Origin of the sequence: Qipengyuania sp. RANM35, from assembly GCF_041021145.2 — a bacterium.
GTDB lineage: Bacteria > Pseudomonadota > Alphaproteobacteria > Sphingomonadales > Sphingomonadaceae > Qipengyuania > Qipengyuania soli.
In genome coordinates, this window is the sequence record NZ_CM196433.1 from 547,781 (window position 1) to 567,917 (window position 20,137).

At 63.9% G+C, this 20,137-nt stretch carries 21 protein-coding genes; 16 read left to right on the forward strand and 5 right to left on the reverse strand.

What is annotated here, in order from left to right:
• Positions 1 to 18 precede the first annotated feature (18 nt).
• On the reverse strand, positions 19 to 1,200 hold the full coding sequence (locus RAM60_RS02710) for a PQQ-dependent sugar dehydrogenase (protein WP_369025676.1): 1,182 nt from the start codon (positions 1,198 to 1,200) through the stop codon (positions 19 to 21).
• Between RAM60_RS02710 and rnhB the strand changes: the two genes are divergently transcribed.
• Together rnhB and RAM60_RS02720 are read left to right on the forward strand one after the other, a co-directional pair.
• Positions 1,184 to 1,837, forward strand: a complete 654-nt coding sequence (gene rnhB / locus RAM60_RS02715) for a ribonuclease HII (RefSeq protein ID WP_369025675.1) — start codon at positions 1,184 to 1,186, stop codon at positions 1,835 to 1,837. The two genes, RAM60_RS02710 and rnhB, sit on opposite strands and share 17 nt — an antisense overlap.
• A gap of 39 nt (positions 1,838 to 1,876) precedes the next feature.
• The gene (locus tag RAM60_RS02720) at positions 1,877 to 2,446 is read left to right on the forward strand and encodes a DUF305 domain-containing protein (protein ID WP_369025674.1); all 570 of its coding nucleotides are present in this window, start codon (positions 1,877 to 1,879) and stop codon (positions 2,444 to 2,446) included.
• Between the two features lie 12 nt (positions 2,447 to 2,458).
• Here RAM60_RS02720 and RAM60_RS02725 read toward each other — a convergent pair whose 3' ends face one another.
• Positions 2,459 to 2,668, reverse strand: a complete 210-nt coding sequence (locus RAM60_RS02725) for a hypothetical protein (RefSeq protein WP_369025673.1) — start codon at positions 2,666 to 2,668, stop codon at positions 2,459 to 2,461.
• Between the two features lie 76 nt (positions 2,669 to 2,744).
• On the reverse strand, positions 2,745 to 2,957 hold the full coding sequence (locus RAM60_RS02730) for a cold-shock protein (RefSeq protein WP_369025672.1): 213 nt from the start codon (positions 2,955 to 2,957) through the stop codon (positions 2,745 to 2,747).
• A 419-nt stretch (positions 2,958 to 3,376) separates the two neighbouring features.
• On the opposite strand from RAM60_RS02730, the gene RAM60_RS02735 reads away from it, so the two are divergent.
• From RAM60_RS02735 to folP, 3 genes are all read left to right on the forward strand, one after another.
• The gene (locus RAM60_RS02735) at positions 3,377 to 4,516 is read left to right on the forward strand and encodes a site-specific DNA-methyltransferase (protein WP_369026150.1); all 1,140 of its coding nucleotides are present in this window, start codon (positions 3,377 to 3,379) and stop codon (positions 4,514 to 4,516) included.
• A gap of 143 nt (positions 4,517 to 4,659) precedes the next feature.
• Positions 4,660 to 5,976, forward strand: a complete 1,317-nt coding sequence (gene chrA, locus RAM60_RS02740; RefSeq protein WP_369025671.1) for a chromate efflux transporter — start codon at positions 4,660 to 4,662, stop codon at positions 5,974 to 5,976.
• A 237-nt stretch (positions 5,977 to 6,213) separates the two neighbouring features.
• Positions 6,214 to 7,326: a dihydropteroate synthase gene (gene folP / locus RAM60_RS02745; protein WP_369025670.1), complete on the forward strand. Its 1,113-nt coding sequence runs from the start codon at positions 6,214 to 6,216 to the stop codon at positions 7,324 to 7,326.
• On the opposite strand, the gene RAM60_RS02750 is transcribed toward folP, so the two are convergent.
• Both RAM60_RS02750 and RAM60_RS02755 read right to left on the reverse strand, forming a co-directional pair.
• Positions 7,323 to 8,105, reverse strand: a complete 783-nt coding sequence (locus RAM60_RS02750) for an SDR family NAD(P)-dependent oxidoreductase (protein ID WP_369025669.1) — start codon at positions 8,103 to 8,105, stop codon at positions 7,323 to 7,325. The genes folP and RAM60_RS02750 overlap by 4 nt on opposite strands.
• 18 nt (positions 8,106 to 8,123) lie before the next feature.
• Entirely contained in the window at positions 8,124 to 9,542 is a 1,419-nt protein-coding gene (locus tag RAM60_RS02755) for a sigma-54-dependent transcriptional regulator (RefSeq protein WP_200984147.1), read from the reverse strand.
• 182 nt (positions 9,543 to 9,724) lie between these two features.
• Between RAM60_RS02755 and RAM60_RS02760 the strand changes: the two genes are divergently transcribed.
• The 11 genes from RAM60_RS02760 to RAM60_RS02810 all read left to right on the forward strand — a co-directional run bounded on the left by RAM60_RS02760 (position 9,725) and on the right by RAM60_RS02810 (position 20,022).
• Complete coding sequence (locus tag RAM60_RS02760) at positions 9,725 to 9,850, forward strand: aa3-type cytochrome c oxidase subunit IV (protein ID WP_200982942.1); 126 nt, start codon at positions 9,725 to 9,727, stop codon at positions 9,848 to 9,850.
• 10 nt (positions 9,851 to 9,860) lie between these two features.
• Complete coding sequence (locus RAM60_RS02765) at positions 9,861 to 10,985, forward strand: NAD(P) transhydrogenase subunit alpha (protein WP_369025668.1); 1,125 nt, start codon at positions 9,861 to 9,863, stop codon at positions 10,983 to 10,985.
• A gap of 26 nt (positions 10,986 to 11,011) precedes the next feature.
• Positions 11,012 to 11,296 (forward strand): NAD(P) transhydrogenase subunit alpha part 2, encoded by a 285-nt coding sequence (locus RAM60_RS02770; RefSeq protein ID WP_369025667.1) that lies wholly within the window; start codon positions 11,012 to 11,014, stop codon positions 11,294 to 11,296.
• A 62-nt stretch (positions 11,297 to 11,358) separates the two neighbouring features.
• On the forward strand, positions 11,359 to 12,813 hold the full coding sequence (locus RAM60_RS02775) for an NAD(P)(+) transhydrogenase (Re/Si-specific) subunit beta (protein WP_369026149.1): 1,455 nt from the start codon (positions 11,359 to 11,361) through the stop codon (positions 12,811 to 12,813).
• 9 nt (positions 12,814 to 12,822) lie between these two features.
• Positions 12,823 to 13,164: a hypothetical protein gene (locus tag RAM60_RS02780; protein ID WP_369025666.1), complete on the forward strand. Its 342-nt coding sequence runs from the start codon at positions 12,823 to 12,825 to the stop codon at positions 13,162 to 13,164.
• Positions 13,165 to 13,224: 60 nt separating this feature from the next.
• Positions 13,225 to 14,748 carry a tetratricopeptide repeat protein gene (locus RAM60_RS02785; RefSeq protein ID WP_369025665.1) on the forward strand — a complete coding sequence of 508 codons (1,524 nt, stop codon included), beginning with the start codon at positions 13,225 to 13,227 and terminating at the stop codon, positions 14,746 to 14,748.
• A 57-nt stretch (positions 14,749 to 14,805) separates the two neighbouring features.
• Entirely contained in the window at positions 14,806 to 16,011 is a 1,206-nt protein-coding gene (locus tag RAM60_RS02790) for a parallel beta-helix domain-containing protein (RefSeq protein WP_369025664.1), read from the forward strand.
• Entirely contained in the window at positions 16,008 to 17,018 is a 1,011-nt protein-coding gene (locus tag RAM60_RS02795; protein ID WP_369025663.1) for an SO2930 family diheme c-type cytochrome, read from the forward strand. The genes RAM60_RS02790 and RAM60_RS02795 overlap by 4 nt, the downstream gene beginning before the upstream one ends.
• Positions 17,015 to 18,016 (forward strand): alpha/beta fold hydrolase, encoded by a 1,002-nt coding sequence (locus tag RAM60_RS02800; protein WP_369025662.1) that lies wholly within the window; start codon positions 17,015 to 17,017, stop codon positions 18,014 to 18,016. Before RAM60_RS02795 ends, RAM60_RS02800 begins: the two co-directional genes overlap by 4 nt.
• 55 nt (positions 18,017 to 18,071) lie before the next feature.
• Complete coding sequence (locus tag RAM60_RS02805) at positions 18,072 to 18,761, forward strand: aspartate/glutamate racemase family protein (protein ID WP_369025661.1); 690 nt, start codon at positions 18,072 to 18,074, stop codon at positions 18,759 to 18,761.
• A gap of 133 nt (positions 18,762 to 18,894) precedes the next feature.
• Positions 18,895 to 20,022, forward strand: coding sequence for a S8 family serine peptidase (locus RAM60_RS02810; RefSeq protein WP_369025660.1), 1,128 nt, complete (start codon positions 18,895 to 18,897; stop codon positions 20,020 to 20,022).
• Positions 20,023 to 20,137 lie beyond the last annotated feature (115 nt).

Sequence of the window (20,137 nt, forward strand, 5' to 3'; positions counted from 1 at the left end):
GCCTAGGCCCCGGTGTAGCTATTGCGGGCGTAGTTCGAGCAGGCGTCCATCGCTACCGTCCTCCAGCACCCACAGCGCGCCATCGGGTCCTTCGATGACCGAACGAATGCGATTGTCCATGGGATAGCGCGTCACCTCTCTCGCGGACTCGCCATCGATGCGAACCCGGACGATGGCTTCGGAAGACAGGCCCGCAATCAGCAAGTCGCCCTTGAGACCGGGGAAGAGGTCGCCCGAATAGAAGGTCATGTTGCCCGGGGCGATGACCGGGGTCCAGCTGATCGCCGGCTTGGCGAAGCCGTCGTCGGCAGTGTGGTCAGGGATGTCGGAACCGTCGTAGTTGTCGCCGTTCGAGCGGACCGGCCAGCCATAGTTCTGGCCCTTCCTGACGAGGTTGAGTTCATCGCCGCCCGCCGGGCCGTGCTCGACTTCCCACAGGCGTCCCTGTGCGTCGAAGTCCACGCCAAGCAGGTTGCGATGGCCCCACGACCAGATCTGGTTCGAAGGGCTGCCCTTGGCCTCCAGCGGATTGCCGGCGGCCGCCGTACCGTCGAGGTTGAGGCGAACGACGCTGCCCAACGTGTTCGTCGTGTCTTGCGCTGGATCGAACTTCTGGCGGTCGCCGCTGGTCACGAAGAGGTATTTCCCATCGGGACTGAAAGCGATGCGGTGGGAGTAGTGCCCGCGACCGCTCACCTTGGGTGTCTGGCGCCAGATGACCGCCAGTTTGGAAATGGCGCATTCGTCGGCCTGCTGGCAGTCCAGCGTGCCCCGACCGACTACGGCGCCGCGGGTGTCGCTCGGACCGGCCTCGACCCAGCTGAGGTAGATTGTCCGCGCGGTGGTCCCCTTGGCCTCCTCGCCCGGCAGGAATGCGACGTCGCCAAGGCCGCCCTGGCCACCGTAATCGACGTTCGGCAGTCCCGTGACCGTGCCCAGCCTGCCATTGGCCGTATCGACGAACTTCATCGTTCCGGCCTTCTCGGTGATGAAGAGGAGTTTAGTGCCTGGCAGGAACGCCTCGGCCCAAGGCTGGGAAAAGCTGCCATGCGCAGTCTTTGCGAAGGTGAACCCGGCCTCTGATCCGGTAGGGGATGGCGAGGGTGTCGATGTGGGCCCGTCGGTGGATGACCCGATGCTGCAGCTTGCCGCCATCAGTAGCGGGGCTAGGGTGGCGGCAATCATGGAAACGCGGCTCATCTACTCGTCCTCTCCCTCTTGCGGTCTCGGCGACGCGCCGCTGGTCGTCGGAGTGGACGAAGCGGGGCGCGGACCGCTGGCCGGGCCGGTGGTCGCAGCAGCAGTGGTGCTGTGCAACCCCTCGCCGACCGGTCTCGATGATTCCAAAAAGCTTTCGCCCAAGCGGCGTTCCGAACTGGAGCCTCAAATCCTTGCGCGTTGCGCATGGGGGCTTGCCGTGGTGGAGCCGGAGGAGATCGACCGGCTCAATATCTTCGGCGCGACCATGTTGGCGATGACGCTGGCAGTGTCCCGGCTCGTCGCGGCGCTGGGGTGCGAACCCGATGCGGTGCTGATCGACGGTAATTTGACCCCGCATGGTCGCCATGCCGACTGGCGCTGGGCCGATGCCCGCCCGATCGTCGGCGGCGACGGCAAGGAGCAGTGCATCGGCGCCGCCTCGATCATCGCCAAGGAGCACCGCGACCGGCTGATGCAGGAGGCTGCGAAGGAGCACCCCCATTACGGGTGGGAGCGCAACAAGGGTTACGGCTCGGCCGAGCACATGGAGGCACTACGCATCCACGGTCCGACACCGCTTCACCGGCGCAGCTTCGCGCCGGTGGCGCAGGCCGATCTGTTCGCACTCGGAACCTGACCGCCCGCCACTCGCTTTCCTCTGCAACAGGAGGATTTGATGGAAAATTCCCATTCCGGACACTCTGGTCACGGCAAGTGGACGACCTTCTTCGCCATGATCGCCACGTCGGTCGTGACCATGTTCGTGCTGACCTATTTCAACAGCTGGCAGGTCGACCACGTGTTTTTCAGCCAGACGCGCATGTGGATGGCGCTGATGATGGGCTGCGCGATGATCGTGGTCATGCTCGGATTCATGTGGGGCATGTACAAATCGCGCACCACCAAGCTGCTGGTCCTTGGCGGGGCATTTGTGTTTGGCGCAGGCTTCCTCGCCCTCGTGCGCAGCCAGGAGACGGTGGACGACACCGCCTGGATGAAGGCGATGATCCCGCACCATTCGATTGCCGTGCTGACCAGTGCTCGTGCCGAGATCTCGGACCCGCGCGTGCGCAAGCTCGCCGACGACATCATCAAGGCTCAGGTCAAGGAAATCGAGGAGATGAAGCTGCTCATCGCCGATATCGAGGCTAATGGGGAATTGGGCGAGGGGACGCCGATCCCGGCCCGCAGCACAGCCCTGACTCCCGAACTGCGCGCCGAAGCACGCGAGGCAGCCGCCCGGTAATCGCCACCCCGATCAGCTCGCTGAGGCAGCTTCCCGTTCGGCGGCCTTCTCGGTCTCGATCTTTTCGCGCTGCTTGGCCACGGCGCGAGCCTGTGTCGCGAGCGCAGTCCATGTCGCTTCGGAACGGAGCGCCCTTTCGCGGACGTTGTCGAGCGTGGCTGCTTCGGCGTCTGCAGCGGCTTCCCTGGCGCGGGCGGAATAGAATTCGTAAGTCTGGCTCATGAAGCCTCCCCTTGTCGGGTCGTGAGTGGAAGCGCGCTGCCAGCAACGGGGCCAGGCAGCGCGCTCCCGTGATCGGTCAGTCGGCAGCCGACAGATTGACGGCGCTTGCCTTGCCGTTGCGGCCGGTCTCGATCTCGTAATTCAGGCGGTGGTCCTTATCGAGCGTGTGCATCCCTGCGGCCTGCACGGCACTGATGTGGACGAAGCTGTCGCCCGAACCATCATCGGGCTGGATGAAGCCGTAGCCCTTGTCGGTGTTGAAGAATTTTACGGTGCCGGTCTTCGACATGATGTGTTCCTTTCCAGAACGTGGTTGCCCGAGGCGCAACTTGCCCCCGGGGTCGTGCGTCAAATCGTCCGATGAAAGGAAGTCGTCGTCTGGTTTTCGCCGTGGTCCCGATGCAGGGCATGCGGGCAGGTGGCGGTCGTCAAAGGCCGAAGTCCGTCGCAAATTTCGACGTCAGCGGTGGCTCAGTAGCACGACGGGGGCATTCGACCTAACGATTAAACCTGTTGCGAATTGAGTCCTTCGCGCCACACCCGCATCATCTTGAGTCCGGCGATTCTGCGCAGACTCAACATCTTGTGCCGGACTCCTTTCGTTCTCTCTTGGATAACGGCCCGTTAACCATAACCGGCTATCGCAAGGCTCTTGACGCGGAGTCCGCTTGGACTCACCCTGTGGATAACTACGGACAGGGGAATATGATGGGGGTCATAGAGACCACGAAGAACCGCGCCCAAGCGGTTGTAAAAGCTGCTGCTACGCCGAAGGAGCTGCTCCCGCTGGGTCAGATCATCCCGGGCGATTGCGTGGAAGCGATGCGGTCGATCCCGACCGCGTCGGTCGATCTCGTCTTTGCCGATCCGCCCTACAACCTCCAGCTCGGCGGCGACCTCAACCGTCCCGACGGCAGCCATGTCGATGCCGTGACGGACGACTGGGACAAGTTCGACACCTTCGCCGCCTATGACGAGTTTACCCGCGCCTGGCTGACCGAGGCGAAGCGCATCCTCAAGCCCGACGGCGCGCTGTGGGTCATCGGCAGCTACCACAACATCTTCCGCGTCGGCGCGATCCTGCAGGACCTCGGGTTCTGGATCCTCAACGACATCGTCTGGCGCAAGTCGAACCCCATGCCCAACTTCAAGGGCACCCGCTTCACCAATGCGCACGAGACGCTGATCTGGGCGAGCCAGGGCGAGAAGGCCAAGTACCACTTCAACTATCGCGCGATGAAGACGCTCAATGACGAGCTCCAGATGCGCAGCGACTGGGTCCTGCCGATCTGTTCGGGCGGCGAGCGGCTGAAGGAGGGCGGCACCAAGGTCCACCCGACGCAGAAGCCCGAAAGCCTGCTCTATCGCGTGCTCCTCTCGACCACCGAGAAGGGCGACGTCGTGCTCGACCCGTTCTTCGGCACCGGCACCACTGGCGCGGTGGCCAAGCGCCTGGGGCGTGAATGGATCGGCTGCGAGCGCGAGAGCGTCTATCGCGACGCCGCGCTGAAGCGGATCGAGAAGGAACTCCCGCTCGACGAAAGCGCGCTCACCACCATGCAGGCCGGCCGCGCCGCGCCCAAGGTTGCCTTCGGCGCGCTGGTCGAGGGCGGCTTCCTCAAGCCCGGCACCGAGGTGTTCGACAAGAAACGCCGCTGGGTCGCGACAGTGCGCGCCGACGGCTCGCTGGCCTATGGCAAGCAGGCAGGCAGCATCCACTCGCTCGGCAAGGACCTCCAGGGCGCGCCCAGCTGCAACGGCTGGACCTTCTGGCATTACGAGAACGGTGGGGAGATCAAACCCATCGACGCCGCGCGGCAGCTATACCTGCTGGCGGTGGAGGATTGAGGATCAAGCTCGCCTTCCTATCGGCGACTTCCACTAGTATGTGAATCCGTCCGGGACTGCGCAACCTCCCGTCCAGGCGCTCGCGCTCAAGCGTTGCCTCGTCGATCCGCCACATGGCGGGTATGGGAGTGCGGGGTTCGACCATGAGTGAAGCAGAAACTTCTCCCCGGTTTGATCAACTGCTCAGGGTATTCCTTCGCATCGGCCTGCTCAGTTTCGGCGGTCCGGCCGGACAGATTGCGCTGATGCATCGTGAGCTCGTCGAAGAACGACAATGGGTGGAAGAGGAGGACTACCTCCACGCGCTCAACTTCTGTCACCTTCTGCCCGGCCCCGAGGCACAACAGCTTGCGACATGGATCGGCTGGCGCCTGCACGGCTGGCGCGGAGGGCTGGCGGCTGGCCTCCTGTTCGTGATTCCGGGGGCCATCGTCATACTGGCCCTGTCGATGCTCTACGCGATCGCCGCCAATCTCGACTGGTTCGTCGCCGTGTTCCTCGGAGTAAAGGCAGCGGTGCTTGCGATCGTGGTCCAGGCCCTCCTCCGTATTGCCGGGAGAGCACTCAATTCCCCGTTCAAGAAGGTGTTGGCCATCGCTGCCTTCATATCTCTCTTCCTGCTCGACCTGCCGTTTCCATTGATCGTTCTAGGGGCTGGGCTGATCGGCGTGTCGGTCGCCGCTGTCCGCCCCCATTGGCTTTCGCTGGGACAGAGTGCGGCACCTGTCGAAGATGGACCCCGGCCATGGAGGGCAACATTGCTCGCGGTGCTGGTCTGGGGCATCATCTGGGCGGTCCCGATGGCCCTCGTTGCTGCGACCCTTGGGCGCGAGCACGTGCTGTGGGACATCGGCGCCTTCTTTTCGCAGCTTGCCGTTGTGACATTTGGCGGCGCCTATGCGGTCCTCGCATATATGGCGCAGGAGGCTGTGCAGGGGTTCGGGTGGTTGAACGCCCGCGAGATGGCGGACGGGCTCGGCCTTGCGGAAACGACACCGGGGCCCCTGATCCTTGTCACTCAATTCGTGGGCTATCTGGCAGCTTACCGTACGCCGGACCCGTTCACGCCGCTTGTTGCCGGGCTGTTGGGCGCAGGGCTCACCACTTGGGTGACCTTCGCGCCGTGCTTCCTTTGGATTTTCGCTCTGGCGCCGTGGATCGACAGGCTCGGGAAGGCCGTCAGGCTCAAGGGCGGGCTGGCAGCGGTGACGGCGGCAGTGGTGGGCGTCATCGCAAACCTGACCGCGTGGTTCGCACTGCATGTGATCTTCACTTCAGTGGGCGAGGCGAGGATGGGACCGGTCAGATTCTACTTGCCGGACTGGGCCAACTTCGACTGGCGGGCAGCGCTGCTGTCGGCAGTGGCTTTCCTCCTGACATTCGGTGCAAAATGGTCGGTGTTTCGAGTGCTGGCAGTATGCGCCTTGGGTGGGTTGGCCCTCAGTTTGGTGTCACTGTAGGCAAGGCGGCAGGCGAATGGGGATGATCCCGTCCGGGTCTACTTCGTGTGAGTAGCAGCGGACTGTCCTACAGGCTGCCTTCAGCGCTATGACCTGGCAAATGCGCTCACGATCGCCGTCACACTCGGCCCACGCAAGGCGACACTTTCGCCCGCAAGGTCACACTCTGCCGATTTCCCCTCATAACCCTGTTCCATGTGTTCCATCCTGTGGGGTTTGCGCTAGGCAGGTCCTCCTATGATCCAACACGCCTCCATCCGCCCCATCGGCCTCGTCCCCGGTCCGCAGTCAGAGCACGGCAATGCCATCCGGCTGGCGGGCGGGATGGTCTATGCGAGCCGCTTTGCAGTGGTGCTGCGGCGTGACGGGCAGGTGGTCGAACGCTGGCTCGCCTCGCCCGACACGATTGCCGAGGTGATCGGGAACCTGCCCGACCAATGCGGGGCCGAGGCCGAGGCGCAGTGGAGCAACCTCACGCTCGCGCATCCGCCGCTGGCGCTGGGCGCGCGGACGATCCGGCTCGACCAGCCGCAGGTCATGGGCATCCTCAACGTCACGCCCGACAGCTTCAGCGATGGCGGCGCGCATGACAGCCCCGATGCCGCGCGCGAGCACGCCGCGGCCATGGTCGAGGCGGGGGCGGGCATCATCGACGTCGGCGGCGAGAGCACCCGCCCCGGGGCCAAGCCCCTGTGGGAAGGTGACGAGATCGCCCGCGTCGTCCCCGCGATCGATGCCTGCGTCGCCATGGGCGCGGCGGTCAGTATCGACACGCGCAAGGCGGCGGTGATGGAGGCCGCGCTCGAAGCGGGGGCGCACATGGTCAACGACGTCTCCGGCCTCGCGCACGATCCGCGCAGCGCCGAGGTGGTCGCGCGCGCCGGTGTGCCGGTGGTGCTGATGCACGCGCCGGGTGCGGCGGGCGAGGACCTGCACGAGGGCGGTGAATACGAGAACGTGGTGTTCGAGGTCTTCGATGCGCTGCGTGCGCGGCGCGATGTGGCGCTCAGCGCGGGGATCGAGGCAAGGAACATCCTCCTCGATCCGGGCATCGGCTTCGGCAAGTCGCTTGCAGAGAACCTCGCGCTGATCAACGCACTGCCGCTGTTCCATGTGCTTGGCCATCCGCTGATGCTCGGCGCGAGCCGCAAGCGGATGATCGGCGCGCTCTCGAACGAAGCAGAGGCGGACGCGCGGCTCGGCGGCAGCATCGCGCTCGCCATGAAGGGCATGGACGCGGGCGTGCAAATGCTGCGCGTCCACGACGTCCCCGAAACCGTCCAGGCGCGCAACGTCTGGCGCGGCCTGCGCGATGCGGCGCTGACCGACTTCGCGGACCTGCCGGGCTAGCTCCCGGGCGAGGCGGCGCTACCCGCCAGCAGGCCGCCGTCGAGGGTGAGTTCGGCGCCGGTCATGTAGCCGCTCTCGGGCGAAGCGAGGTAGACGCACAGCGCGGCGACCTCCTCGACCGTGCCGAAGCGCTTCAAGGGGGTGTCGGCAACGAAAGCCGCCATCCGCTCCTCGCGGTCGGGACCGTCGCCGATCAGCGCATCCCACATGGGGGTGAGCACGGCGGCGGGGTGGATGGAGTTGCAGCGGACCTTGAGCCCCTGCTGCGCGGCGTAGAGCGCGACCGACTTGGTGTGGTTGCGGATCGCCGCCTTGCTTGCCGCATAGGCCGCCGCGCCGGGAATGCCGACGAGGCCGGAGCGGGAGGAGATGTTGATGATCGACCCCGTTGCCTTGGCTCGCATGGAGCGCAGGGCATAGCGGCAGCCGAGGAAGCAGCCGTCGGTGTTGACCGCGTGAACCCGGTGCCATTCGGCAAGCGTGGCGTTCTCGGGATCGTGGGCGGCGGGGCCATCCTCGAAACCGGTGATGCCGGCGTTGTTGACCAGCACGTCGACCTCTGGGAAGGCCTGAGCCAGCCGGTCCCATTCGGCTTCGCTGGCCACGTCGAGCCGGTGCCACTCGCAGCCGAGTTCCGATGCAGCTTTCCTACCCGTTTCGGGATCGATATCGGTCAGCACCACGCGCGCACCTTCGGCGACGAAGGCCTTGCAGATTGCCTTGCCGATACCGCGCGCGCCGCCGGTGACGACGCACAGCATGTCGTTCAGTCTTTGCATGGGGACCGGCTAGGCCGGTCAGGCGGCGTTGTCGATGCCGAGCTCGGAAAGCTTCCGGTAAAGCGTCGAGCGCCCGATGCCGAGACGGCGGGCGACTTCGGTCATTCGTCCACGGTAGTGGCCGATGGCAAGGCGGATGACGTCGGCCTCGATGTCCTCGAGCGCGCGCAGGTTGCCGTCCTCGGTGTAGAGCAGGACGCCGAGCCCGCGATGGCGGCTCTCGCCGCGGTCCGGGCTGTCGCCGAGCAGCTGCGAAAGCTGGGGGAAGCTTGACGCGGTCAGTGCCTCGCCGTCGCAGAACACGGCGGCGCGGAAGAGAACGGCCTGGAGCTGGCGGACGTTGCCCGGCCAGTCGTAGGCCTCGAGCAAGGTCAGCGCGCTGTCGGCGATCGAGTGATGCTGCAGGCCCGGCTGCTCACCGATCTGCGAAAGGAAGTAGCGCGTAAGGGCAGGGATATCGCCCATGCGCTCGCGCAGCGCCGGCAGGCGGACGCGGGTAGCCGAGAGGATGTCGAACAGCTTCTTCGAGAAGTCGCCTGCGGCGACCAGCTCGTCGATGTCGAAATCGCTCGCTGCAAAGATGCGCACGTCGATCTTGAAACCGTGCGATGCGCCGGTGGGGCGCACGATGCCGCTTTCGAGAACGTCGGCGAGACGGTCCTGGAGGACAAGGTCCATCCGGTCGATGTCGTCGAACAGCAGCGTCCCGCCGTCGCAGGATTCGAGCAGGCCGGTCTGGCGATCGAAGGCACCGGCGAAGGCGCCCTTCTCGTGACCGAAGACGAGCGATTCCAGCGACATCGACGGCATGGAGCCGCAGTTCACCAGCTTCATCGCGTTCTTGGCGCGGGTCGAGGAGCCGTGCATGGCCCGCATCAGCATTTCCTTGCCCGTGCCACTTTCGCCTTCGACCAGAGCATGTCCGTGGCCACGCGCTGCGGTCGCGGCCTTTGCCAGGGCCGTGCGGAACGGTGGGGCGGAGCCGACCATGGCATCGAAGTCGAGCGCCGCTGCGAACTTCTCGGTCATCGGCTGTAGTTCGTCGCGCGGAGCCTCGTCGCGGGTCGCGCTGCGCAGTGCAGCGAGCAGGCGATCGGGACCGACCGGCTTTATGAGGTAGTCTGTTGCGCCCGAGCGCATGGCTTCCACCGCCAGTAACGGCGAAGTGCTCGCGGTCAGCATAAGCAGCGGCACATCGGGCCGGAGTTGGCGGATCTGGCGTATGAGTTCGCAGGCGTCTTCGCCCGGCACCCACTGGTCGAGCAGGACAGCGCGGATTTCGCCGCTTTCGTCGGCGGCCAGCTTCTGGATCGCTTCTTCGCCAGAACCGACAACGAGCGTGCGCCAACCCTCGCGCGATGCAAGTGCGCTGACGAATCGGCTCTGCGCCGGCTCGTCGTCGATCAGCATAAGCAGGCGGGTGTCATCGCTCGCCATGGTTGTCCCGGGCTCCCATTTGGCGGCCACGCAGGTCGCCTTCGCGAATGACTTACGGGAAAGGAGTAAAGACCCGATTAAGGCTGCCGGCTTTGGGGAATGGGACGAAGGTGGGACTTGAGCCACCGCGCCTGGCGCGATAGACCGCCGCCAACGACAATCCGCAACCTCAGGGGTATCGCATGAATTCCGCCAACGACATGAAGGCGCACAGCAAGACCTATTCCTCGTTCATCGGCATGCTCAAGTGGGCGATCCCGGTGATTGCCGCGATTACGGCGCTCGTCGTCATACTGATTTCGAACTAACGCACCTCCGATGCGGATCGCGGTGCTGAAGGAGCGCGCGGCCGGCGAGAGCCGTGTTGCGATCACGCCTGAAACGGTGAAGAAATTCATCGGCTTGGGTGCCAGCGTTGCGGTCGAGGGAGGGGCAGGTCTCGGCGCTGCAATCACCGACGACGCCCTGCGAGAAGCGGGTGCAGAACTCGGTTCTGCAGCCGCGACGATAAAGGACGCCGACATCGTGCTTGGCGTGCAGGCCCCGGATATCGCTTCGCTGGCCGGAGCAAAGCCCGGTGCGTGGGTGGCGGCGACTTTCGATCCATTCCGCAACGCGGCGCTGGTCGACGCCTATGCCAAGGCCGGCTTCGAAGCGCTGAGCATGGAGTTCATGCCGCGCATCACGCGTGCGCAGAGCATGGACGTGCTTTCAAGCCAGTCCAACCTCGCGGGCTACAAGGCCGTTCTCGCCGCGGCGAACGAATATGGTCGCGCTTTCCCGATGATGATGACCGCTGCCGGTACGGTGCAGGCGGCGAAGTGCTTCGTCATGGGGGTGGGCGTTGCGGGGCTCCAGGCGATTGCGACCGCCAAGCGCCTCGGCGCGCAGGTCTCCGCGACCGACGTCCGTTCGGCGACCAGGGAGCAGATCCAGTCGCTCGGTGCCAAGCCGATCTTTGTCGAGAACGTCGCGGGGATCGAGGGCGAGGGTTCGGGCGGCTATGCCACCGAAATGAGCGAGGAATACCAGAAGGCGCAGGCCGAGCTGGTGTCCGGGCACATCGCCAAGCAGGACATCGTCATCACCACCGCGCTGATCCCGGGCAGGCCCGCGCCGCGCCTGATCTCGGACGCGCAGATTGCCAGCATGAAGCCGGGCAGCGTGATCTTCGACCTCGCGGTCGCGCAGGGTGGCAATGTTGAAGGCTCGGCCGCCGACCAGGTGGTCGAAAAGCACGGCGTGAAAATCGTCGGCTATTCGAACACCGCAGGCCATCTCGCCGCCGACGCCTCGGCCCTGTTTGCGCGCAATCTGTTCAACTTCCTCTCGGCCTTCTGGGACAAGGAAGCGGGCAAGCCTGTCCTCGACGAGGAAATCGGCAATGCCGTGCGCCTGACGCAGGGCGGCAAGGTCGTGAACGAGAGGCTGGCGGCGCAGTAGATTATCCGGACCCGGGGAGGGCCACAGTGGACTTCATTTCGATCCTGTCGATCTTCGTGCTGGCGTGTTTCGTCGGCTATTACGTGGTCTGGTCGGTCACGCCTGCGCTGCACACGCCGCTGATGGCGGTCACCAATGCGATTTCATCGGTGATCATTGTAGGCGCGCTGATCTCAGCCGCGGAGGCCGGGAATGACCTCGCGAAATGGCTCGGCTTGCTTGGCGTGGTCCTGGCGAGCGTAAATATCTTCGGCGGATTTGCCGTAACCGAGCGCATGCTGGCGATGTACAAGAAGAAGGAGAAGAAGTGATGTTCTCCGTTCTTGGCCAGACGACTGCCTGTGCAGATCCGGTTACGATGGATTGCAGCTACATGAAGGCGATCGCTGCGAGTGCCTCCGAAACCGCGGCCGCGCATGGTCCCGTTAACCCTTGGGTCGCACTCGCCTACCTTGTGGCAGGCATCTTCTTCATCCTTGCCCTGCGTGGCCTTTCGTCACCTTCGACGAGCCGCACGGGCAACCGCTTCGGCATGATCGGTATGCTGATTGCCGTGGTGACCACGCTGCTCACGCACTCGGTGGTCAACATCGTCGAGATCGGGATTGCGATCTTCCTCGGCGGGATCATCGGCGTCACTGTCGCGCGGCGCATCGCGATGACGCAGATGCCCGAACTGGTCGCTGCGTTCCACTCGCTGGTCGGCCTTGCCGCTGTGCTGGTCGGGTGGGCTGCCTATCTCAGTCCCAGTGCCTTCGGACTGCTGGCCGCCGACGGCGGGATCGAGTCCGTCAGCAAGATTGAGATGGGTCTGGGTATCGCCATCGGGGCGATCACCTTTTCGGGCTCGGTCATCGCCTTCCTCAAGCTTTCGGGCAAGATGAGCGGTTCGCCGATCCTCCTGCCTGCGCGCCACGTGATCAACCTCGGCACGCTGGCCGCCATTATCGTTCTGACCGCGCTTTTTGCCATGGCCGGTCCCGCCGAAACCATGCCGCTGATCATCGCATTGACGGTTTTGAGCTTCGTGATCGGTTTCCTGCTGATCATCCCCATCGGCGGGGCGGACATGCCGGTCGTCGTCTCGATGCTGAACAGCTATTCGGGCTGGGCCGCTGCGGCGATGGGCTTCACGCTTGGCAATACGGCCATGATCATCACCGGCGCACTGGTTGGCAGCTCGGGCGCGATCCTCAGTTACATCATGTGCCGCGCGATGAACCGCAGCTTCATAAGCGTCATTGCCGGCGGCTTCGGTGCCGAGGCGGGCGCAGGTGGTGGCGAAGCCAAGGAACAGCGCCCCTACAAGCAGGGCAGCGCGGCGGACGCCGCTTTCATGTTGGAACAGGCGGAGAAGGTCATCATCATTCCCGGCTACGGCATGGCGGTGGCGCAGGCACAGCACGCTCTGCGCGAGATGGCCGACATTCTCGAGGAGAAGGGTGTCGAGGTGAAATACGCCATCCACCCTGTTGCCGGACGCATGCCCGGGCACATGAACGTGCTGCTCGCCGAAGCCAGTGTTCCCTACGAGAACGTCTACGAGCTGGAGGACATCAACTCCGAATTCGCCCAGGCCGACGTCGCCTTCATCATCGGCGCGAATGACGTGGTCAATCCGGCGGCCAAGACCGACAAGACCAGCCCCATCTATGGCATGCCGGTGTTCGACGTCGACAAAGCCAAGCAGGTCTTCTTCATCAAGCGCAGCATGGGCGGCGTGGGTTACGCGGGCGTCGACAACGACGTATTCTACATGGACCAGACCATGATGCTGCTCGCCGATGCGAAGAAGATGGTCGAGGATATCGTCAAGGCGCTGGACTGAGGTCGTGTTTTGAAGCGCGTCCTGCTCGTCATAGTCGTGCTGCTTATTGCCGGCGGTGCCGTCTGGTTCTTCACCGGAGGACCCGAGCGCGTTGCACGCCAGCGGATCAAGAGCGAACTGGTCGCACGGGGGCTTCCGCAACCGATGGCCGAGTGCATGGCGACGCGCATGTCCGAGCAATTGTCGATTGCGCAGCTCCGCAAGCTCGAGGCGCTGAAGCCCGAGGCGGGTGAGGCCGATGTGCCGATGACCGTCGCGGGCGTGCTCGAGCGGGTCCGTCGGGTCGGCGATCCCGAAGTCGTCGAGGTCACTGCCACCTCGGCCGCGATCTGCGCCTTCGGCGGTATCTGACCTACACCAGCTTGCAATCGCGCCCCCTTGCGGCATGATGCCGGGCAGGGGAGAAAGCCGATGACGCGATATTTCGCTGCTGCCGCTGCACTGCTGATGGCATCCACTGCGCTGGCTCATGACGGACACGAACATGCCGATGCCACGCTTGAGCGGGTGGGCACCGAATACATGGTCATGCAGACCAGCGCGAAGCCTGAGGCACGGGAACCCTTCCTTCGCGGCCTCGCGCTGCTCCACAACTTCGAATACAACTACGCCGCGGAGGAATTCCAGCGCGCCCAGGCCGCCGATCCGGGCTTCGTCATGGCCTATTGGGGCGAGGCGATGAGCTACAACCACTCGCTGTGGGAAGAGCAGGATCGCGACAAAGCGATTGCTGCTCTCGCGAAGCTGGGGCCGACACCCGCAGACCGCGCGGCGAAGGCGCGCAATCCTCGCGAGTCAGGCTGGCTGGCCGCGGTCGAGGCACTCTATGGCGAAGGCACCAAGCAGGAGCGGGACATGGCCTACCTCGCCGCCATGCAGCGTCTTTTCGATGCAGACCCATCCGACATCGATGCGCGCGCCTTTACCGGGCTTGCGATCCTCGGTTCGTCACATGGCGGGCGCCAGATCCCCATCTACATGCGCGCAGCCGGTCTGCTGGAGCCGGGCTTCATCACCAACGACCACCATCCGGGCATCCTGCATTACCTCATCCATTCCTATGACGATCCAGTGCATGCACCGCTGGGGGCACGCGCCGCCGAACGCTATGCCAAGGTCGCGCCGGATGCGGGCCATGCCCAGCATATGGTGAGCCACATCTTCCACGCGCTGGGCGACTGGCAGGCGTCCGAACTGGCCAACATCAACGCGGACTCGGTGGTGGACCGCCAGCGGGCTGCACAAAGTCGCGATCCCGCATTCTGCGGGCACTACAACGAATGGCTGGTCTATGCGCTGATCCATCAGGGCAAGGATGCCAGCGCGATCGTCGACGGCTGCCGGGCCCAGGCTCTCGGCGCGATTGCGGGAGAGCGGAAGGGACGCCTCGGGTTCGGGGCACCATCGAGCTATGGTGCGATTTCGCTCTGGAACGGGGTATTGACCGGAAACTGGCCGGATCCGGTCGAGGGCACGGGCGATGGCTATCTCCTGATGCGCTTCGACCTCGCGACTTCGCGCCTGCTCGCCCATCGTGACGACGTTGCGGAAATGCGCTCGACGCTCGAGGAAATGCGTAGCCTTGGCAGCGAGATCGCGAGCGTATTGCCGACCGAAGATCCGCTCAACACTTACACCATGCCGTGGATTTCCCGTCAGCTTGCACAGGGCGATGCACTGGTGGCACTGGCTTCGGGCAAGACTGAAGACGGCCTCGCCATGCTCCGCGCAGCAGCCGAAGCCGAAGACGCCTTGCCCGAGGATTTCGGACCGCCTGCAATCGCCATCCCCAGCTACGAAATGCTTGGCCAGCAACTCCTGGTACTCGGGCGCAAGGACGAGGCAGCCGCGGCATTCCGGATGGCTCTGGCCTTCTCGCCGGGCCGCAAGCCTTCGCTCGACGGGCTTGCCGTAGCGGAAGGCTCCGGCGGCTAGCGCCTCCGCTTGCAATCACGCTCCCTTGCGGCAGTATGGGTTGCAAGGGAGAGACTCATGATCCGTCTGACGATTGCCGCAGCCATGCTGGCGAGTGCCGCGCCGGTGCTTGCCGAAACCCACTCAGTGACGCCCGGAGATGGAGCCCAGGAACGCCTGCAGGAAGCTCTCATCGTGGCCAAGCCCGGAGACGAGATCGTCCTCGCCGCGGGACGCTACTCCCTTACTGACGGACTGAGCCTCGACGTCGACGGCGTGACCATCCGCGGGGCGGGCATGGACGGCACGGTACTCGATTTCACCACCCAGAAGGGAGCGGGTGAAGGCCTGCTGGTGACCAGCGACAACGTTACCCTGCGTGATTTCGCACTGGAGAATCCCAAGGGTGACGGGATCAAGTCCAAGGGTGCCGACAACATCATCTACCATCGCATCCGTGTGACCTGGACCAATGGTCCTGCGCCCACCAACGGCGCCTATGGCATCTACCCGGTCGAAAGCGACGGCGTGCTTGTCGACGGGGCAAAGGTTTCGGGCGCGTCCGATGCGGGCATCTACGTCGGACAGTCGAACCACATCACAGTGCGCAACTCGATTGCCGAGGCCAATGTCGCCGGAATCGAGATCGAGAACAGCCGCAATGCACTGGTCGAGCACAATGTCGCCACGCGCAACACGGGTGGCATCCTGATCTTCGACCTGCCTGGCCTGCCGGTCATGGGTGGCGGTAATGTCATCGTCGCGAACAACCTCGTGGTTGCGAACGACACACCCAACTTTGCACCCCCGGGCAACATCGTCGCGGGCGTGCGCCGCGGGACCGGCATCATGGTCATGGCCAACGACCGCGTGCTGGTCGAGAACAACATCCTCTCCGGCAACCCGACCGCGCCGATCATGGTGATTTCCTACACCCAGGCGTTCACCGATCCGCGGTACGATCCGTTTCCGCGCAATGTGACGGTCGGGGCCAATCTGATCGCCAACGGGGGTTACGATCCCCAACTCGAAGGTGCGGATCAACTGCTCGCAGCCTTCGGTGGCGAATTGCCCCCGCTGCTGTGGGACGGGCTCGGAAACCCGACTTCTGCGCTCTACGTTGCGCCGGGTACCAAGGGATGGACGCTCGGTCTGACAGAGCAGGGCAAGGGACTGACAGGTGCTCAGCCTGCGCCGCTTACCAATGCCCCCGCGCCCATCGAAATATTCTACCGCGAAGGCATTGGGGCGCCTGCCGCGCTGCTTGAAAGGCTGGGTGGATGAAGCATTTCGCCTGGGTCGCTTGCGCCGCGCTGGCATTTTCCGGCGCGATGGTAGCGCGCGCGACCCCGCCCGGCTCGGTCAACGAAGTCGCGATAACCGATCCTGCGATGCCGAGGTCGTTGTCCGAGTACGGCTTCTTCGCTGACGCGCCCGCGCAGTTGCCGGGCAAGGGCGTCACCCCCTATCGGCTCAATACGCCGCTGTTTTCGGACGGAGCTGAAAAGCTGCGCTTCGTCTACGTGCCGGCAGGTTCAATGGCGCGAGCGAATGGCGAGAACCTGCTCGACCTGCCTGTCGGAAGTGCGCTCATCAAGACCTTTGCCTTTCAGCAGGATGGCAAGCGCCGCCTGGTCGAAACCCGCGTACTCCTGCACCGTGCCGACGGCTGGCTCGCGCTGCCCTATCTGTGGAACGACGAGCAGACCGAGGCCCGGCTTGCCATCGCGGGGGCGCGGCTCGACCTCTTCACGCCGAAAGGTGAGGCGATCAGCTACCGCGTGCCCAACAAGAACCAGTGCAAGGAATGCCACGGATTGGACGGCGTAGTGACGCCGATCGGTCCCAAGGCGCGCAATCTGTCGCGCGACTGGCTCGCGGCGATGGTCGATGCCGGGCACCTCGACAAATTGCCCCAGGATGCCGACCAGCTTCCCGTGTGGGAGGATCGCGAGAGCGCCAACCTCACGGCCGCGGCGCGCGCCTACCTCGACGTCAACTGTGCCCATTGCCACCGGCCCGGAGCAACGGCATCGAACAGCGGACTGGACCTGCGTTGGGAACAGCAGGACCCGCACGCGATCGGCATCGGCAAGCGACCAGTGGCAGCCGGACGTGGGGCAGGCGGAAATTTGTTCGACATTGTCCCCGGTGCACCTGACAAGTCGATCATCGCTTATCGTATGAGCACAACCGAGCCGGGCGTTGCCATGCCGGAGATTGGCAAGGAGACGGTCGACACCGACGGGCTGGCCATCGTGCGCAATTGGATCGAGGAGATGGCCCCATGAAGTGGCTCTGGCGCATTCTTGGCATACTGCTTGGCCTGCTGGTCGTGCTGTTCTTCGTGTTTCGGGTGCCCGATACCGATCCTGCCGAGATGCGCGCGAAATATGCCACTGCCCCGTCGCAGTTCGTGAAGCTCACCGACGGCCGTGAAATTCATCTCCGCGACGAGGGACCGCGCGATGCGCCCGTCATCATCCTGCTTCACGGCTCGAACGCGGACCTTTCTGCTTGGCAGAAATGGACCGAGGCCCTGCGCGACAAGTACCGGGTGATCCGCTTCGACCAGCGTGGCCACGGGCTGACCGGACCTGCGCCCGGTGACGATTACGACCTCACGGCCTTCGTCAATGACGTCGACGAGGTTGCAGATGCACTGGACGTCGGGACTTTCACCTTGGGAGGCAATTCGATGGGTGGCGGGATCGCGATGGGATACGCCATCGCCAATCCCGACAGGCTCGACGCGCTTATCCTCGTCGATGCGGGCGGAGCTCCGATCGAGCGTAAGGGTAGCGGAAATCTTGCTTTCACTCTCGCAGGCAAGCCGGTCATCGGCGACTTGATGAGCCAGCTCTTGCCGCGTTCGCTTGTCGAGAAGAGCCTGTCGCAGAGCGTATCGAACCAGGCCGTGGTGACCCCCGAGGCGGTCGATCGCTATTGGGAGATGGCTCGCTATCCAGGCGCGCGCGCGGCCACGCGCAAGCGCTTTTCTACCCCCCGAAGGTCCTTCTCGGCGGAAAGCGTCGCTGCGATGCAGGTCCCGACGCTCGTGATGTGGGGTGAAGAGGATGCGCTAATCCCCTATGACGCGGCAGGCTGGTACATGGACCATCTCCCCAACGCAAAGCTGGTTCACTATCCGGGGATCGGGCACCTTCCGATGGAAGAGGCACCGGAAAAGAGCGTCGCAGACCTGACGGCTTGGCTCGACGAGGTGTTGGCGAACGGTAACCCGACTTCTGCGGAACCCGAAGATACGCCGTCCGTTTCTACGCCTTAGGATCGTTTAAGGGCCGCACGGTTGACCGTCGGCTTCAAGGGAAGGGGCGCAGGGTTTGCGGAAATTGGGGTTGATTGGCGGGATGAGCTGGATCTCGACCCGCGACTATTATGAACGCATAAATCGGCTGGTGCAGAAGAGGGTTGCTCCGATGGCGGGCCCGCCAATGCTCATCGAGAGCCTCGACTACCTGCAGATTTACCAAGCGAAGCAGGTAGAGGATTGGGATGCCGTTGCCACCATCCTGATCGATTCAGCACGGCGGCTTGAGGGCGCCGGGGCCGAGGGGCTGGTGATCGCTGCGAACGCAATGCACAAAGTGTACGACCGCATAGGGGAAGCCGTGTCGATACCGGTGCTCCATATCGCCGACAGTGTCGGTCGGGCGATGCAGGAGGCCAACTGCAAGAGCGCGGCGCTGCTCGGCACGCGATATGTCATGACCGAAAGTTTCTATCGCCAGCGTCTCGTCGCGCACGGTGTAGATTTGCTTCCTCCGCAGCCCGAAGACGTCGAGATGGTCGATGGCATCATCTACAAGGAACTTATGCTGGGCCGCGTGACGCGCGATGCAGAGCGGGCAATCAAGACGATGATTACGATGAAAGAAAAGGAGGGGGCGGAAGCGATCGTCCTCGCCTGTGCCGAACTCGAACTGGTGGTCGATACCGATGCAAATGTTCTGCCGGTCTTCGATTCCACGACGATCCACTGCAAGGAAATTGCCGACTGGATACTCGAATGATGCGTCAATCGGTCAGGTATCGTTAGAAAAGAGCGCGAAGAATTTTTTTCAACGAAATTTACCATGACGATATTGATGCAAAGTTTTTTGTCGGCATGATGTACCTTCCTAACTCTGGGAAGGGACTCACAATATGAAAATTACCGTTGGTCGCATGGCGGCCGCGAGCGTCCTTGCGCTTGCGGCAGCGGGGATGTCTGTCTCGGGTACGGCCCAATCGGCCCCCGCAGCAGGCTCCAAGATAGAGAATTCCTACATCTGCGTTTTCAACCCCGGTCTCGTCGCCAAGGGCAACGTCAAGGCCGAGGCGGCCCGCTCCGCCAACGCTGCTGGTGGTGGTGTCGGCCACACCTACCAGAACACCATTCGCGGCTTCTCCATCAACGCATCAGCCCAGGGCGTTGCGAAGATGCAGGCCAACAACCCGCGCATCGCATTCTGCGAGCAGGACCAGGTCATCACCACTATGCAGAGCGGCAAGCCGGGTGGCGTGACCGCCCAGGCCGAAACGCTGCCGTGGGGCATCCAGCGCGTTAACGGCGGCCAGACCGGCGCGACCGGTCGAGCGATCGTTATCGACACCGGTGTCGACTTCACCCACCCCGATATCAACGTGAACACTTCGCTTGCGCGCAACTTCACCAAGGATCGTGACGGAAACGATCTGAACGGCCACGGCACCCATGTCGCAGGTACCATCGCTGCCATCGCAGGAAACGGTATTGGCGTTATCGGGGTCGCTCCGGGCGTTACGGTTATCCCGGTCAAGGTTCTCGACCGTCGCGGCTCGGGTTCGAACAGCGGCGTCATCGCCGGTATCGACTATGCAGCAAGCATTGCTGCAAGCGGTGATGTGGCCAACATGAGCTTGGGTGGCGGCTTTAGCCAGGCGCTCAACGATGCAGTCATTGCCGCAGCCGGAAGCGGACTGAAGTTTGCCCTGGCCGCAGGCAACGAGAGCACGAGCGCAACTACCAAGTCACCTGCATCGGCCAACCACCCGAACATCTACACAGTGTCGTCGTTCGCACAGGGTGACAATTGGTCGAGCTTCTCGAACTATGGCAACCCGCCGGTCGATTATGCCGAGCCGGGTTCGTCGATCTACTCGACCTACAAGGGAGGCGGCTATGCCACCCTGTCGGGCACCTCGATGGCCAGCCCCCACATGGCGGGCCTGCTGCTCCTTGGTGCCATCCGCAGCGGCGGTTCGGTCAACAATGACCCCGACGGTAACCCGGACACCATCGGCATCCACTGATAGGGTATCGAAATCGGGAGGGGCCGCGCGGCATATGTCGCGCGGCCCTTTCTTTTTGCCGATAAGCAGGCGGGTTCGCTTTTCGTTCACGTTGTCGCGCGCGGGTACCTGACCT

What these genes read in the sequence shown, in the direction of transcription:
- RAM60_RS02755 (WP_200984147.1), bottom strand. Translation starts at nt 9,542, where the DNA reads ATGGCGAGCGATGACACCCGCCTGCTTATGCTGATCGACGACGAGCCG.
- RAM60_RS02775 (WP_369026149.1), top strand. Translation starts at nt 11,359, where the DNA reads ATGAAGGCGATCGCTGCGAGTGCCTCCGAAACCGCGGCCGCGCATGGT.
- RAM60_RS02710 (WP_369025676.1), bottom strand. Translation starts at nt 1,200, where the DNA reads ATGAGCCGCGTTTCCATGATTGCCGCCACCCTAGCCCCGCTACTGATG.
- RAM60_RS02765 (WP_369025668.1), top strand. Translation starts at nt 9,861, where the DNA reads ATGCGGATCGCGGTGCTGAAGGAGCGCGCGGCCGGCGAGAGCCGTGTT.
- chrA (WP_369025671.1), top strand. Translation starts at nt 4,660, where the DNA reads ATGAGTGAAGCAGAAACTTCTCCCCGGTTTGATCAACTGCTCAGGGTA.
- RAM60_RS02720 (WP_369025674.1), top strand. Translation starts at nt 1,877, where the DNA reads ATGGAAAATTCCCATTCCGGACACTCTGGTCACGGCAAGTGGACGACC.
- RAM60_RS02735 (WP_369026150.1), top strand. Translation starts at nt 3,377, where the DNA reads ATGGGGGTCATAGAGACCACGAAGAACCGCGCCCAAGCGGTTGTAAAA.
- RAM60_RS02725 (WP_369025673.1), bottom strand. Translation starts at nt 2,668, where the DNA reads ATGAGCCAGACTTACGAATTCTATTCCGCCCGCGCCAGGGAAGCCGCT.
- RAM60_RS02790 (WP_369025664.1), top strand. Translation starts at nt 14,806, where the DNA reads ATGATCCGTCTGACGATTGCCGCAGCCATGCTGGCGAGTGCCGCGCCG.
- folP (WP_369025670.1), top strand. Translation starts at nt 6,214, where the DNA reads ATGATCCAACACGCCTCCATCCGCCCCATCGGCCTCGTCCCCGGTCCG.
- RAM60_RS02800 (WP_369025662.1), top strand. Translation starts at nt 17,015, where the DNA reads ATGAAGTGGCTCTGGCGCATTCTTGGCATACTGCTTGGCCTGCTGGTC.
- rnhB (WP_369025675.1), top strand. Translation starts at nt 1,184, where the DNA reads ATGGAAACGCGGCTCATCTACTCGTCCTCTCCCTCTTGCGGTCTCGGC.
- RAM60_RS02795 (WP_369025663.1), top strand. Translation starts at nt 16,008, where the DNA reads ATGAAGCATTTCGCCTGGGTCGCTTGCGCCGCGCTGGCATTTTCCGGC.
- RAM60_RS02730 (WP_369025672.1), bottom strand. Translation starts at nt 2,957, where the DNA reads ATGTCGAAGACCGGCACCGTAAAATTCTTCAACACCGACAAGGGCTAC.
- RAM60_RS02810 (WP_369025660.1), top strand. Translation starts at nt 18,895, where the DNA reads ATGAAAATTACCGTTGGTCGCATGGCGGCCGCGAGCGTCCTTGCGCTT.
- RAM60_RS02785 (WP_369025665.1), top strand. Translation starts at nt 13,225, where the DNA reads ATGACGCGATATTTCGCTGCTGCCGCTGCACTGCTGATGGCATCCACT.
- RAM60_RS02760 (WP_200982942.1), top strand. Translation starts at nt 9,725, where the DNA reads ATGAATTCCGCCAACGACATGAAGGCGCACAGCAAGACCTATTCCTCG.
- RAM60_RS02750 (WP_369025669.1), bottom strand. Translation starts at nt 8,105, where the DNA reads ATGCAAAGACTGAACGACATGCTGTGCGTCGTCACCGGCGGCGCGCGC.